This window comes from Micromonospora sp. DT231, from assembly GCF_049847025.1.
In the GTDB taxonomy this organism is placed as follows: domain Bacteria; phylum Actinomycetota; class Actinomycetes; order Mycobacteriales; family Micromonosporaceae; genus Micromonospora.
This window is the reverse complement of record NZ_JBNCNO010000012.1, coordinates 40,151-52,962: the sequence shown is the minus strand read 5'-3', so window position 1 is coordinate 52,962 and position 12,812 is coordinate 40,151. Positions and strand designations below refer to the sequence as shown.

The window sequence follows — 12,812 nt, the reverse complement described above, 5'->3', positions numbered from 1 at the left end:
ACGTCTGCATGGGAGCGTCTCGATGAGAGTTGCATTCACGGCGGTGAACGTGTCAATCTGTTAGCGCGTCCTCACCGCCGGTTGTCGTGGCGACGGTGGTGGTGAGCGACCGGAGGGATGGGGCGCGCGGCGATCGGGTTTCTCCCCCGTGCCCGATCGTCGCGTGCCGCGCCATCCCGGCCCGCCGGAAGGAGACGACGACGTGCGTACCGTTCCGGAGTCCTACCACTTACGCCAGGTCGGCCCCCGATGACCCGCTTCCTGGTGGTGCTCACCGACGTGCGTCCGGTCGACGGCGTCGACCGCGACGAGCGGACCGTGCCCGAGCGGCGACGGCAAGTGGTCGGCGCCAGCAGTCGGGAGGCCGCCGACCGGATCGCCGGAGCGTTCATGGCGCTGGGCATGGTGCGCGCCGGCCGGCAGCGGGTGAAGGTCATCGCGGTCGGCCGCCGGCACGCCCACGACTGACCAGGCCCCGGCCGAACCTCCACCGGATGGCAATCGTCCCATCACGCACCGTATATCCCGTGATGACCGATCGACGTGTCGCGCCGTGGCTCGCCGGGTATCGCCTCGTCCCATCGCCACGCACAGTAAGGTCAACCGAGTGAGCGCCACCGGCGAGCACGACCAGCCGCAGTCGCGTACGAAGAGGTGACCGGAGTGACCACCCCAGGCAAAACCCGCGTGGCGATCGTCTTCGGCGGCCGCAGCCCGGAGCACGGCATCTCCTGCGTCAGCGCCGGCAGCGTGTTCGGCGCGCTCGACCCGGACGAGTTCGAGGTGGTGCCCGTCGGCATCACCCGAGCCGGCCAGTGGGTGCTGACCAACGGAGACCCCGCCCAGCTCGCCATCGAAGCCCGTCGGTTGCCGGAGATCACCGCCGATTCCGGGGACGACATCGTGCTGCGCGCCGACCCGACCGGCAACGGCCTGATGGTGCTCGACCCGACCGAAGGCCCCCGGGTGCTCGCCGACGTCGACGTGGTCTTCCCGGTGCTGCACGGCGCGTACGGCGAGGACGGCACCATCCAGGGCATGCTGGAGATGGCCGGCATCCCCTACGTCGGGGCGAACGTCTTCGCCTCCGCGGCCGCCATGGACAAGGAGTTCACCAAGAAGCTCTGCGCCGTCGAGGGCATCCCGGTCGGCACGTACGCCGTGCTGCGCAACGGGATGACACTCAGCGAGCAGGACAAGGAGCGGCTCGGCCTGCCGGTCTTCGTCAAGCCGTCCCGGGCCGGATCGTCCTTCGGAGTCAGCAAGGTCACCGACTGGGCGGACCTGGACACCGCGGTCGCCGCCGCCCGGCAGTTCGACCCGAAGGTCATCATCGAGGCCGCGATCGTCGGCCGCGAGATCGAGTGTGGCGTGCTGGAGGGCGAGGCCGGGGGCACACCCGAGGCGTCCGTCCTGGCCGAGGTGCGGGTCGTCGCGGACCACGACTTCTACGACTTCGAGGCGAAGTACCTCGACGACTCCTGCGAGTACGACATCCCGGCCGACCTGCCGGAGCGGGTGACCCGCCAGGTGCAGGAGTACGCGGTCCGCGCGTTCACCGCGCTGGACTGCGCCGGTCTGGCCCGGGCCGACTTCTTCGTCACCCCCGAGCTGGACGTCTATCTCAACGAGATCAACACGATGCCCGGGTTCACCCCGACGTCGATGTTCCCGCGGATGTGGGCGGCCTCCGGCCTGGAGTACCCGAAGCTTGTCAACCGGCTGATCCGTACCGCCCAACGGCGCGGCGTCGGTCTGCACTGAGCAACCCGGTCCCCCCGCGCGGCTCGGTCGGCGCGGGGGGCCAGCTCAGCGCTGGCAGCCGGACGGGATGGCGCCGCCGGAGGGCACGCTCGCCACGATCGTGCTGGAAATCGACGGCACCCACTGCAACGGCTGCTCGTACGTACGCGGGACGCGCACCTCGATCGACGTCTCCCGGTCGACGGTGGTGAGCACGGTCTGCTCGCCCTGCTCGGCCAGGTGCCAGCAGACTCGGTTGACGGTCCAGACCTCGTCGGTGGCGGGGAAGGTCGGCTCGGCGCCGCCGCAGGCCACGGTGAGCGCGGGGTCGCCGTACGCCGCGTTCTGCTCCGGGCCGGCGGTGACCGGCCGCTGGGCCAGGTCGCGGATGCTCGTCGGCAACTGGGAGAGCAGGGCCCGGCAGACCGTGGCCGGGCGGGCGGCCAGGGCCGGTGCGGCCATCTCCACCGGTGCGGTGGACTGCGCCCGGGGGCTTGTCGCGGACGGGGACGGCGCGGCGGCCGGTGCGTCCGGGGTGAGCTTGGTGAAGGCGAACACGGCCACCAGCAGCGTGATCGGCAACGCGATCAACGTGGCCAGCAGAGCGGCGCCACGAATGGTCCGGTCCCGCCCGGCCGGCGCGGCGGCGGCCGGGTCGGCCGCCGCACCGATACCGTCAGCCGGCTCGGGTGTCCCGTCGGACGCGTCGCGCGCGCCGTCGTCCAGAGCAGCGGAGGAGTTCGTCATCTCGTCCACTTACAGCCGCACCACCGAACACGTGAGGGTGCGGGTGATGCCAGGCACCATCTGCACCTTGCTGACAATGAGTTTGCCGAGTTCGTCGACGGTGTTCGCCTCGGTGAGGACGACCACGTCGTACGGCCCGGTGACGGCGTCGACGCGCACCACGCCGGCGAGGTCCGCGATGAGACCCGCCACGTCACGTGCCCGGCCCACCTCGGTCTGGATGAGGATGTACGCCTGTACCACGACTAGACCTCCGTCCGTCGCCGCCCGGGAGCGGCCCGAAGGGTGAAACTACCTTACGGACCAGGTCTGATCCCTATCGGTGGTCAAGGAGCAGCGGTGAGCGAGGACGGCGGAGCCGGGCAGTACGGGCGGAACACCGGCGGCGGTGCCAGCGTGTCCGGAATCGGGGAGTTCGGGCTGATCGGAAAGATCACCGCCCGGCTGACGTACGGACCGACGACCCTGCTCGGCCCGGGTGACGACGCGGCGGTGGTGGCCGCGCCGGACGGACGGGTGGCGGCCTCCACCGACGTCCTCGTCGACGGGCGGCACTTCCGGCGGGACTGGTCCTCCGCGCGCGACGTCGGGCACCGGGCGGCGGCGGCCAACCTCGCCGACATCGTGGCCATGGGGGCCACGCCGACCGCCCTGCTCGTCGCCCTCTGCATGCCGGCGGACCTGGACACCGGCTGGGCGGAGGAGTTGGCCGACGGACTCTCCGCCGAGGCGGCCACCGTCGGCGCGAGCGTCGTCGGCGGCGACATGTCGTCCAGCCCCACCCTGACCGTCGCGGTCACCGCGCTGGGCGACCTGGCGGGCCGCCCGCCCGTGCTGCGCTCCGGCGCCCGCCCCGGGGACGTGCTCGCCCTGGCCGGGCGCACCGGGCACGCGGCAGCCGGGCTGACCGTGCTCACCCGGGGCTTCCGCACACCCCGGCTGCTGGTCGAGGCGTACCGGCGGCCGCAGGTGCCCTATCCGGCCGGCCCGCAGGCCGCCCGGCTCGGCGCCACCTCGATGATCGACGTCTCGGACGGGCTGCTCGCCGACCTCGGGCACGTGTCGGCGGCCAGCGGGGTCGCTATCGACGTGCGCCGCGACGCGTTCGAGGTGCCCCGGCAGATGGCCGACGCGGCGCGGGCGCTCGGCGTCGACCCGTACACCTGGATCCTCGCCGGTGGCGACGACCACGCGCTGGCCGCGACCTTCCCGCCGGGGGTGGTGTTGCCGCCGGACTGGCTGCCGATCGGGGTGGTCACGGACGGTGCCGGGGTGACTGTCGACGGCGCGCCGCACGACGGCCCGGCCGGCTGGGACCACTTCCGGTGAGGCCCGCCAGCGGTCGTATTCTGGGCACTGTGAGTGAGATTGAGATCCGGGCCGTGCGTTTCGACGCACCTGTGGCGCAGCAGTTGATCCATGCCGCGCTGACCGACCTCGCTGTCCGCTACGGCGGCAACGGTGATGACACCCCCGTCGACGCGACCGAGTTCGAGCCGCCCGATGGGGCGTTCCTCGTCGCCTATCTGGCCGGTGAGCCGGTCGGCTGCGGCGGCTGGCGCAGCCACGGCACGGACTGCGCGGAGGTGAAGCGGATGTACACCGCCCCGACGGCGCGTGGGCGGGGCGTGGCCCGCGCCGTCCTGACGGCCGTCGAGCGTTCGGCCCGCGAGCAGGGCCGCAAGCGGGTGGTCCTGGAGTGCGGCGACAAGCAGCCCGAGGCGATCGCCATGTACGCCTCCGCCGGTTACGAGCGGATCCCGAACTTCGGCTTCTACAAGGACGAGGAGGGCTGCGTCTCGTTCGGCCGCACGCTCTGACCAGCGCCAGCGCAGCGAGACTCAGCTGCTTTCGTCCCCGCGCCGAGCCGGCGTCGGATCGGATTCCGCTGTGGGGTTCGACGGGCCGGACGTCGCGCCATCACTGGTGCGTGGGCCGAAGCCGATGAGGCCGAACACCACGGCGAGGCCCGAGATCAGCGCGAACCAGAGCCACACGGCTCGGCCCGCGTGGAACCAGAGGAACGCTCCGAGCACCGGACCCACCGCGGTGCCGAGGCCGAAGGCGGCGTGCATGGCACCGGCGTACCGCCCGCGCAGGTGCGGAGGCGCCACGAGACCGGAGTGCGCGAACAGGGTCGGGCCGCCGATGATCTCGCCCAGGGTCCAGATGAGCGTCCCGACGATGATGACGGCGGCGAGCGGAGCGATTCCATAGATCGCGTAGCCCACGCCGACCAAGCCCAACCCCAGCCCTGCGACGATGCGCAGCGGCCAGCGCTGGACCACCCTCGTCGCCACGAGCTCGCAGGTGATCACCAGCAGGCCGTTGAGGGACACGGCCACGCTGAACCACCAGACACTCAACCCCTCTTTGGCGATGTCGAGCGGCAGGGTCACCACGTACTGGACGTAGACAACCGAGTTAAGGAACATCGCCACCAGGTAGAACATGTAGCGCCGGTCCCGCAGCACGGCCGCGTAGCTGCTCTTCGGCGGCACCGGCACGGCGGCGGCCTCCGTACTCGTGCCCGGTGAGCGTGGGCGGCGCGGCAGCGCCACGAAGGCCAGCACTGCGTACCCGAGCGCCGCGAGTGCCTCGGCCCGGAAGAGCCAGTCGTACGAGATGGTCGCCAGGGCCGCGCCCAGCAACGGTGCGAGGGTGATCCCGATGTTCAGCGCCAGCCGGTACATCGCGGTGACCATGACCAGTCGGTGCGGTGGGGTCAGCTCGGCGATGAGCGTCTGCGCGGCTGGGCGGTAGAACTGGGCGACGGCGCTCACCAGTAGCACGGTCACCAGCAGCATCGGGTAGTTCGGCGCGTACAGCAGCGCCCCGATCAGAGCTGCCGATCCGGTCATGCTGATGACGATCGAGTTGCGTGGCCCCAGCCGGTCCGCGAGGACGCCGCCGACCAACATGCCCAGCACCGCACCGCCGCCGTACGACCCGAGGGCGAAACCGGCCTGGGCCGCGCTGTAGCCCCGTTCCGTCATGAACAGTACGAGGAAGAGCTGAAGGAAACTGGCGATACTGTTGATCACAACGCCGGCCAGCATCACCCAGACGGCCGGCGGGGACTCGCGGAAGGTGACCCAGATTCCGTCGGCGGCGCGTGCGGAGCCGTCCTGCTCCTGATCCGTCGTGGCGGTCATGCCCAGACCGTCCGGATCCGCGTTGCGACGGCGTCGAGAGTCGCCCGACACCCGGCCGGGTCGTCACCGACCGCGACGGCGACCGCCAGCCGTCCCTCCATGATTCCCTCGGGTGGTGGCGCCACCCGGAAACCCGGCTCGGCCACCGGCATGACGAGTGCGACCGTTCCCGGAAGCCCACTCTCCTCTACCCGCACCGCGCCGATCGTCCCCTCCCGGTCCGGGTAGTAGAAGCGGACCGAGCCAACGAGCGTACGGTCGGGCCGCAGCTCGGGGGACCGGCCACAGGCGACGGACGCGGCGGCGAGGGCCGGGTCGATCCCGGTCACCAGCTGACCGAGCTGCGGAATGAGATCCCCACCCAGTCGACCGTTCACCTCGATGAGCACCGGACCGCTCCCGGTGAGCTTGAACTCGGTGTGGGTGGCGCCGTCGCGGATGCCCAGGGCGGTGTGGATGTGCTGGAGCTGGTCCAATAATTCCGGGTCCTTCAGCAGGGGATCAGCGCCGTCCATCCGGTGACCGACCTCCTCGCAGTACGGCGCGAAGCCGAGGTCCTTGTGGGCGATGAACATCACCTCAACGCGTCCCTGGTGGACGACCGCGTCAACACTGATCTCCGGCCCGGAGACGTACTGCTCGACGAGGACCGGGGCGTCGGCCCGGGGCACGCCGGCGACCTCGGTGCCGAGGGTGAACGGAAAGCGCTCGCGCACCTGTTCCGGGTCGTCCGCCACCACCACTCCGAGGCTGCCGCCCAGCGCCCGTGGCTTGAGCACGACCGGCCCACCCAACTCGGTGGCGGCCGTGACTGCTTCGTCGACCGTACTCACGGCGACCGAGCGCGGCTGGGCGACGCCGGCCTCGTCGAGCGTGAGTCGCGTGAGCCGCTTGTCCCGACAGCGCTCGACCACCGCCGGGTCCCCACCGGGAAGTCCGAGCGCCTGCGTAACGCGGGCCGCCGCCAGGATCGACGCCTCGTCCCAGCACAGCATCCCCGCGAACGCGTCGGCCGAGTGCAGTTCAAGTGCGCTGGTCAGCATGTCGTCGGCATCCGTGGTGCTGCGTACCGAGGTGTGCCCGGCGATGTAACTCAGCTCCCAGCTCACCGGGTAACTGCTGAAGAGGTGCACCCGGTACCTGGTGGCCAGCGACCGGAGCAGGTACTCGCGGTAGACACGCATCCCCGCGTTGACAAGGAGAAGTCGGGGCAGCTGGGTGGCGGTCGTCATCTCTTCCGTCCTGTTCGGGTGACTGCGGTGAGCGGTCAGACCAGCGTGGGGCGGTCTGCGGCCCCGGATCGGAACCGCAGGTGATCCGCCACCGCGTGCACCAGGGCAGACGGGAACGACAGCGCCGAGGGCGACAACTGCCCAAGGAAGCGTGAGAGGGCCATTTCGGCCCGAATTGGTCTGTGCGTCCCCGTCACGCACCAATGCCGCCCAGACGGTACCCCGGGGTGGGCGCTTGCCGCTACCCGCTTTTAATGACCCCTCGGGAGCGCCTTTGGGCCTTGACAGCATCGATGGATCACCCCATAGTCATCGTTCAACGGCGCCGGGCATCCGATCCGGCCCGCCAACGGGGATTCGGAAAAACATGGACGCTTATTACATACTGCGGCTTGGCCGCAATCTGAGCACGCGCTTCAAAGCCGCGATCAGGCGGTAGCCGACCATTTACTTCCATGGTGCCCGGTGCGACCGGGCTGCCACAGTCAGGCGTGTGCCGGCGCTCCCGAAAAGGGACTGCCGCTCTCGTTGCGCCAATTGTGCGTCTGGCGCGGCCGGTTTCTGCCACGCCTTCTGCCACGCCTTCTGCCACGCCTTCGCTGAGCTGTCGGTCCGAAGTGCCGGAGCCGTGTCGGCTGCGATAGGCGCTACCTGTCATTGGTGCTCTCCGGCCTCTTTCTCAACCGGCGTGGCGCCAGCCTGTCGATTTTTCATGCATTGCCAACCACACTTCCCAGCGGACGGATGGATGTATGACCGTGATCGGGACCGATGTGCAGGGAATGGAACTGTTTGCCGCAGCAGCAGCCGTACGCGACCGGTACCCGGTGCGGATATCTGGGGCGTCGTACCCGCTGTCCCCGGTTTCCGAGGGGTTCCTCGCGATAACACCGCGCAGCTTCGACCGGGACCTGCCGGTGGTCCTCGGCGCGCTGGGGTGGGGTCGACCGGTGGCCCTCGTACGTGACACCCACCAGGTCGGCCACTTCGCTGCCGCCGCGACCGAGTCGGAGCACCTGGACGGCTCTGAACAGGGCGTCGGGGCCGATCCATCGGCCAGCCCAGGGTCTGCCGCCACCTTCGTCCTGCCGCCACTGTTTCGCCGCAGGCGGACCCGTGCGATCGCCACCAGGGTCGCCCGGTGCCGGCCGTTCTCGATCGGGCCGATCCAGCAGGTCCACGCGGTGGGGGTCGGGCCGTGGGTTGACGAGCGGGCCAAGGACCTGCTGCCGGCGGCCGACGTGGTGATGACTGACTGGACCTATGTCAATACATTCGCCCGGATTTCCGGAGCCGGCGAGGTCACGCCGCACGTCGTGCCCTATCAGTTCGACGACTTCGACGCGAACATAGCGTCAGTCGACGCCATCCTGCGTGATCTACAGGAAAAAGGAGTAACCCGGGCGACGCTGCTAATTGAGGGGAACCCGGACACCTACGACGTTCTCGACGGCCTCTCCCTGCAAGGCAGACTCGTGACGGTCACGCCCGGCGTCCCTATCGGTCTACTCGCTGTCAATTCGGTCGGGCACTACTTCGCCCGGGATCCACTACAGGACTCCTTCGCGTACTTCTCCGGCCTGCACAGCCGTCACCGCACTCCACCGGAACAGTTCCTGGGGGAACTGACCTGTTATCTGGCCGCCGGGGTCAGTTGTGTGCTGGTGGAGATGTTCCGGGGTGACGTGGACCTGGCGTTGCGCGCGATGGCACTCGCCGGTGGTGAGATCACCGCGGTTCTTATGTCAGATTTCTTCTCGGAATCGGCGCACGAGACAATCGTGACGTCCGGGTCGGACGATGACGTTCGGCGGGCATTAGAAACAACCCGAGGACGTTTGACAACAATGCTCATCACGAAAGAGAGGCTGACCTGATGTCCATCGATTCTCTGAATACACCGCAGATCGAGGCGCCTTTCGGGGAGGCGACCGTGCGGGAGCCGATGGCCTTCAGCGCCGTGCCGTCGCAGCGCGATGCCCCCGGCGAGTTCGCCGAGCAGCGTCCATACCGTCCGACCGCCGAGCCCTTCATTCCCGGCAACCCCTACCGCCGCCCGTTGGACCGAACCAGGCTGGCGTCGATCGACTGGACCCGCGCGGTCACGGAGAGTCGCTTCGTCTCCGACGAAAGCCTGATGGCCCACCGCTTCCTGATGAATGTCTACGAGAGCGACGCGCTGTTTCTGCCCGAGGCGGGTATGACCGCCCCGATCGCTGCCGACTACGAAAGCTTCTACAGTCGCCGCAGCCGCCTACTCGGCGAAATCGCCCGCCCACTCGTCGAGGACCACGCGCTCGGCTTTCTCGCCGACGAGGTGCGCACCACCGGCCAGTGGGACGTGAGCAGCGTCGAGGCCCACCTCACCACCGCGATCGACGAGGCGAACCAGGCCGCCTCGCTGGTCGTCGCTCGCCTGCAGACGGCGCCGGAACCACGGCGGGCCGCCGAGTTGCTGATCGCCCAGATGGCTCTCGACGGTCTCACCGAAGCGACCGCGATGTCACAGAACATCGGTGGCGCCTTCGGCCCCGAACAAAGTGAGCTTTTCAAGATCTTCATTGACGAGTTCGGGTATGGCGTGTTCGGCGCGAAACATAGCACCCTCTTTGTCGAGATGTGCCGCAGTGTCGGCATGGCCACCGACTCCCACCACTACTGGTTCTTCTATCTACCCAGCTCGATCGCGGTGAACAACTACTTCTACCTGGTCACCCGGAACCGGACCGGTTTCTTCCGGTACGTCGGCGCGATGGCATACCTGGAGGCGACCTTCGCGACCTGGTTCCGGCAGCTGTCCAGCGCACTCCGAGGCATCTACGGGGAGGCCGTGGACACGCGGTACTGCGACGAACACGCGCACATCGACCAGCACCACGGACGCATGGCAGTGCACGACCTGGTGTTGCCTCTGGTCGCCAAGCACGGGACGGTCGCCGCCCGTGAAGTGATCCGCGGCGTGGAAGAGATTCGCCTGCTGGGTGCCCTGGGCGACGCGGACCTGCTCGCCCAGCTCGATTGGGAGCCGCAGCTCGACCAGAACTGCGAGCCGATGGGCCCGATACAGCACCTGGCCGCGGGCGATCCGTTCGACACGCGGGTCGCCGACGCAACGACGGTCTGCGCGGTCCGCAGCGGTCACCTTCAGCTCCACTGGAGGCCCACCGGTGAGCCACTACGAATCGAGGCGGGGTGCGGGGTCCGGATTCCGGCCGGGAGGCTGTACGGCCTGCGTTGTGAGAGTGAGGCCACCTACACCCTAAGCGGGACGCGATGAGAGACCTGACGCGAGTTGAGCTCCAGTGGCCAGCCCAGAACATGGTCGTGGCCGATGCCGAGCAGTACTTCGCGATCGAGAGGGCCGGGGCCGTCCACCTCATCTCGTCACGCTGCCCGCACCGGGGAGGCCCGCTGCACCTCGGCGAAGTTGTAGACGACCGGGTCCGCTGCCCCTGGCACGGCAACAGCTTCCGTCTCGATCGGATGTGCGACCGGGGCGTGCCCACCGTGCAGCGAGGCGGACGGATCACCGCCTACCTGCCGTCGGCCGCCTCCGTCGAACTGACCCACGCCCTCGTGTTCGCGAAAGGGATGAGCCGATGAGCAACGCCGGAAGTGGAGCCGACCGGGCGCCCGGCACCACGGCCGTGGACCCGATGGAGGACCTGGTCATCCGTGGCAGAGCCGCGATGGTCCGGCGCGACTACCACCAGGCAGTCGACCTGTTCGCCCTTGCCCAGGCACTGTCCGGGGAATGGAACGCGGCGCCCAGCCGACAGTTGAACCGGGCGCTGCGGCAGATCGTGCCTCGCTGGCACTTCTCGATGATGAACGACGCCGCCCGCAACGCTGCCTACGCGGACGCCATCGCCTCGGTGGTGGGCCCGGGCAAGCTGGTGCTGGACATCGGCACCGGCTCGGGGCTGTTGGCGCTGCTCTCCGCCCGCGCCGGGGCCGACTACGTGGTCAGTTGCGAGGCGGAGCCGGTCGTGGCAGCCGTTGCCCGCCAGATCGTGGCGGAGAACGGGTACGAGGAGCGCATCGCGGTGTTGGCCAAGCCCTCCACCGACCTGGTCGTCGGCACCGACCTACCGGCTCGTGCGGATGTCCTGGTGACCGAAATCTTCGACTGCGCGCTGCTGGGCGAGGGCGTGCTGCCGACCATGGAACACGCCCGGCGCGAGATGCTCGCACCGGGCGGGACCATCCTGCCGTACGGCGCCCGACTCTGGGGCATGCTCGTGGAGAGCCGGGAGTTGTACGGCCGCAACCACGTGGGTGAGGTCTGTGACTTCGACCTGAGCGCCTTCGAACAGTTCCGCTCATTGGAGTACTTCTCCACCTACCTGGACGGCTACCGCCACCGACGGTTGACCGAGCCGTTCCCGATCGCCGACTTCGACTTCGGCGACGAGGTGGTCACCGACTCGTATCAGGTCTCGACGCCGATCAGTCGAGGCGGAATCGGACATGCCGTCATCATGTGGTTCGAACTGTACTTATGCCCCGGGATCAGCCTCTCCAACGGCCCGGACCAGCCGGGCAGCCACTGGCGGCAGGCTGTCCAGACCCTCCCGTCGCCGGTGGAGTACGCGGCCGGCGACAGAATCGACCTGACCGCGACCCACGACGGTGAGCGCGTACTTGTCGCTGTTGATCGATCATCAAGCGGCGACGGCATGTGTCGGAGGAGAGCATGAAGATACTGGTGATCGAGACCAGCCAGTGGCGGTCGTACTACGCTGACCGCTACCGGCAGATGGTGGCGCTCGGCGGGGACGTGCACCTGCTCTGTGGGGAGAGCGAGCCCGGTGCCTGGCCGAGTCAACGGATCGTCGGCTCGCTGGACATCGATGGTCTGCTCCGGATGGCCGAGGAGTGGCACGCCGAGGAGCAGTTCGACGGCGTGCTCACATTCGCTGAGATGTCCGTCATCGCGACGGCCGCCGTGGCGGAGCGGCTCGGGCTTCCCGGGATCGGCGTAGACGCCGCCCGGACCAGCCGCAACAAGTTCCTCATGCGCCAAACGCACGCGCTGCACGACGTGCCCCGGCCAGCCTTCGCGCCGGTAGCGACCGTGGCGGAGGCGCTGTCCGTCGCTGCCGACATCGGATACCCGGTGATCCTCAAGCCGACCCTTGGGGCGTCCAGTGCCTTCGTCTTCCGGGTTGACTCTGCGGAGGAGTTGACAGAGCGGTTCCCCTACGCCAATGCCGGCATCGGCAGCATGATGGCCTTCGCACTGGAGGCGAGCGGGATCGACCTCGGCCCGAACACACTACTTGTGGAGGAGTTCCTGGACGGCAGTGAGCACTTGATCGAGGGGACCGTCTGGGACGGCGAGTTCTCCACCGGAGTGATGGTTGACCGGATCACCGTCGAGGGCAGCACGTTCGACGACGATGTCCACCACGCACCGTCCGGGCTCGCGCCGGAACAGTTGACAAAGATCCACGAGGTGGTCGCCGCCGCGGTCCGGGCGCAGGGCCTGACGCACTGCGCGGTACACGCGGAAGTGCGCTTCCATCGGGGCGTGCCGCACATCCTCGAGGTCGCCGCGCGCCTCGGTGGTGGCAGCATGGACGGGATGGCCCGTCTCAGTGGGGGGCACAGCCCGATCGCGGCGGCTATGGACATCGCGGTGGGCCGTAGGCCGGTGCTCCGGCCCTACCAGCCCACCGACGTGCACACCGTGGGAATCTGCCTGCTCACCCCGCCCGGGGTGATCAACGAGGTCCTGGTGGCCGAGGAGGTCACGACGTCCGAGCAGGTGTTCCACCTGCACATTCCGTCCCAGCCGGGTGACGTTGTCCGCCGGCCGCCAGAGGGCAACGACATGCTCGGCTATCTCTACGTCAGCGGCGCCTCGTTCGACGAGGCGATGTCGACGGCGAACCGGTTCGCCGACTCGATCAAGGTGGCGTTCGCGGAATAG

General features: G+C 69.0%; 13 protein-coding genes. 9 read left to right on the top strand and 4 right to left on the bottom strand.

The features are described from left to right. Positions 1-249 precede the first annotated feature (249 nt). Positions 250-468: a hypothetical protein gene (locus ACPXBU_RS26185; protein WP_393372851.1), complete on the top strand. Its 219-nt coding sequence runs from the start codon at positions 250-252 to the stop codon at positions 466-468. 195 nt (positions 469-663) lie between these two features. Beyond that, complete coding sequence (locus ACPXBU_RS26180; RefSeq protein ID WP_425760076.1) at positions 664-1,764, top strand: D-alanine--D-alanine ligase family protein; 1,101 nt, start codon at positions 664-666, stop codon at positions 1,762-1,764. A gap of 45 nt (positions 1,765-1,809) precedes the next feature. On the opposite strand, the gene ACPXBU_RS26175 is transcribed toward ACPXBU_RS26180, so the two are convergent. Then, on the bottom strand, positions 1,810-2,490 hold the full coding sequence (locus ACPXBU_RS26175; RefSeq protein WP_425760075.1) for a DUF3515 family protein: 681 nt from the start codon (positions 2,488-2,490) through the stop codon (positions 1,810-1,812). A 9-nt stretch (positions 2,491-2,499) separates the two neighbouring features. Next, complete coding sequence (locus tag ACPXBU_RS26170) at positions 2,500-2,733, bottom strand: Lrp/AsnC ligand binding domain-containing protein (protein ID WP_013284547.1); 234 nt, start codon at positions 2,731-2,733, stop codon at positions 2,500-2,502. A 153-nt stretch (positions 2,734-2,886) separates the two neighbouring features. On the opposite strand from ACPXBU_RS26170, the gene ACPXBU_RS26165 reads away from it, so the two are divergent. Both ACPXBU_RS26165 and ACPXBU_RS26160 read left to right on the top strand, forming a co-directional pair. Next, complete coding sequence (locus tag ACPXBU_RS26165; protein WP_425760219.1) at positions 2,887-3,819, top strand: thiamine-phosphate kinase; 933 nt, start codon at positions 2,887-2,889, stop codon at positions 3,817-3,819. Between the two features lie 29 nt (positions 3,820-3,848). After that, positions 3,849-4,310: a GNAT family N-acetyltransferase gene (locus ACPXBU_RS26160; protein WP_425760074.1), complete on the top strand. Its 462-nt coding sequence runs from the start codon at positions 3,849-3,851 to the stop codon at positions 4,308-4,310. Between the two features lie 21 nt (positions 4,311-4,331). On the opposite strand, the gene ACPXBU_RS26155 is transcribed toward ACPXBU_RS26160, so the two are convergent. Together ACPXBU_RS26155 and ACPXBU_RS26150 are read right to left on the bottom strand one after the other, a co-directional pair. After that, complete coding sequence (locus ACPXBU_RS26155) at positions 4,332-5,645, bottom strand: MFS transporter (protein WP_425760073.1); 1,314 nt, start codon at positions 5,643-5,645, stop codon at positions 4,332-4,334. After that, positions 5,642-6,877, bottom strand: coding sequence for an ATP-grasp domain-containing protein (locus ACPXBU_RS26150; RefSeq protein ID WP_425760072.1), 1,236 nt, complete (start codon positions 6,875-6,877; stop codon positions 5,642-5,644). Before ACPXBU_RS26150 ends, ACPXBU_RS26155 begins: the two co-directional genes overlap by 4 nt. Positions 6,878-7,629: 752 nt before the next feature. Here ACPXBU_RS26150 and ACPXBU_RS26145 point away from each other — a divergent pair. Genes ACPXBU_RS26145 through ACPXBU_RS26125 form a run of 5 tightly spaced genes read left to right on the top strand, consistent with a single transcriptional unit; the run spans position 7,630 to position 12,812 of the window. Continuing rightward, positions 7,630-8,754 carry a hypothetical protein gene (locus ACPXBU_RS26145; RefSeq protein WP_425760071.1) on the top strand — a complete coding sequence of 375 codons (1,125 nt, stop codon included), beginning with the start codon at positions 7,630-7,632 and terminating at the stop codon, positions 8,752-8,754. Continuing rightward, complete coding sequence (locus ACPXBU_RS26140) at positions 8,754-10,154, top strand: iron-containing redox enzyme family protein (protein WP_425760070.1); 1,401 nt, start codon at positions 8,754-8,756, stop codon at positions 10,152-10,154. The genes ACPXBU_RS26145 and ACPXBU_RS26140 overlap by 1 nt, the downstream gene beginning before the upstream one ends. Next, positions 10,151-10,480, top strand: coding sequence for a Rieske 2Fe-2S domain-containing protein (locus ACPXBU_RS26135; protein WP_358080479.1), 330 nt, complete (start codon positions 10,151-10,153; stop codon positions 10,478-10,480). Before ACPXBU_RS26140 ends, ACPXBU_RS26135 begins: the two co-directional genes overlap by 4 nt. Next, positions 10,477-11,577, top strand: a complete 1,101-nt coding sequence (locus ACPXBU_RS26130; RefSeq protein WP_425760069.1) for a 50S ribosomal protein L11 methyltransferase — start codon at positions 10,477-10,479, stop codon at positions 11,575-11,577. The genes ACPXBU_RS26135 and ACPXBU_RS26130 overlap by 4 nt, the downstream gene beginning before the upstream one ends. Then, positions 11,574-12,812 (top strand): ATP-grasp domain-containing protein, encoded by a 1,239-nt coding sequence (locus tag ACPXBU_RS26125; protein WP_425760068.1) that lies wholly within the window; start codon positions 11,574-11,576, stop codon positions 12,810-12,812. Before ACPXBU_RS26130 ends, ACPXBU_RS26125 begins: the two co-directional genes overlap by 4 nt.

What these genes read in the sequence shown, in the direction of transcription:
- ACPXBU_RS26185 (WP_393372851.1), top strand. Translation starts at nt 250, where the DNA reads ATGACCCGCTTCCTGGTGGTGCTCACCGACGTGCGTCCGGTCGACGGC.
- ACPXBU_RS26175 (WP_425760075.1), bottom strand. Translation starts at nt 2,490, where the DNA reads ATGACGAACTCCTCCGCTGCTCTGGACGACGGCGCGCGCGACGCGTCC.
- ACPXBU_RS26155 (WP_425760073.1), bottom strand. Translation starts at nt 5,645, where the DNA reads ATGACCGCCACGACGGATCAGGAGCAGGACGGCTCCGCACGCGCCGCC.
- ACPXBU_RS26150 (WP_425760072.1), bottom strand. Translation starts at nt 6,877, where the DNA reads ATGACGACCGCCACCCAGCTGCCCCGACTTCTCCTTGTCAACGCGGGG.
- ACPXBU_RS26145 (WP_425760071.1), top strand. Translation starts at nt 7,630, where the DNA reads ATGACCGTGATCGGGACCGATGTGCAGGGAATGGAACTGTTTGCCGCA.
- ACPXBU_RS26140 (WP_425760070.1), top strand. Translation starts at nt 8,754, where the DNA reads ATGTCCATCGATTCTCTGAATACACCGCAGATCGAGGCGCCTTTCGGG.
- ACPXBU_RS26135 (WP_358080479.1), top strand. Translation starts at nt 10,151, where the DNA reads ATGAGAGACCTGACGCGAGTTGAGCTCCAGTGGCCAGCCCAGAACATG.
- ACPXBU_RS26130 (WP_425760069.1), top strand. Translation starts at nt 10,477, where the DNA reads ATGAGCAACGCCGGAAGTGGAGCCGACCGGGCGCCCGGCACCACGGCC.
- ACPXBU_RS26125 (WP_425760068.1), top strand. Translation starts at nt 11,574, where the DNA reads ATGAAGATACTGGTGATCGAGACCAGCCAGTGGCGGTCGTACTACGCT.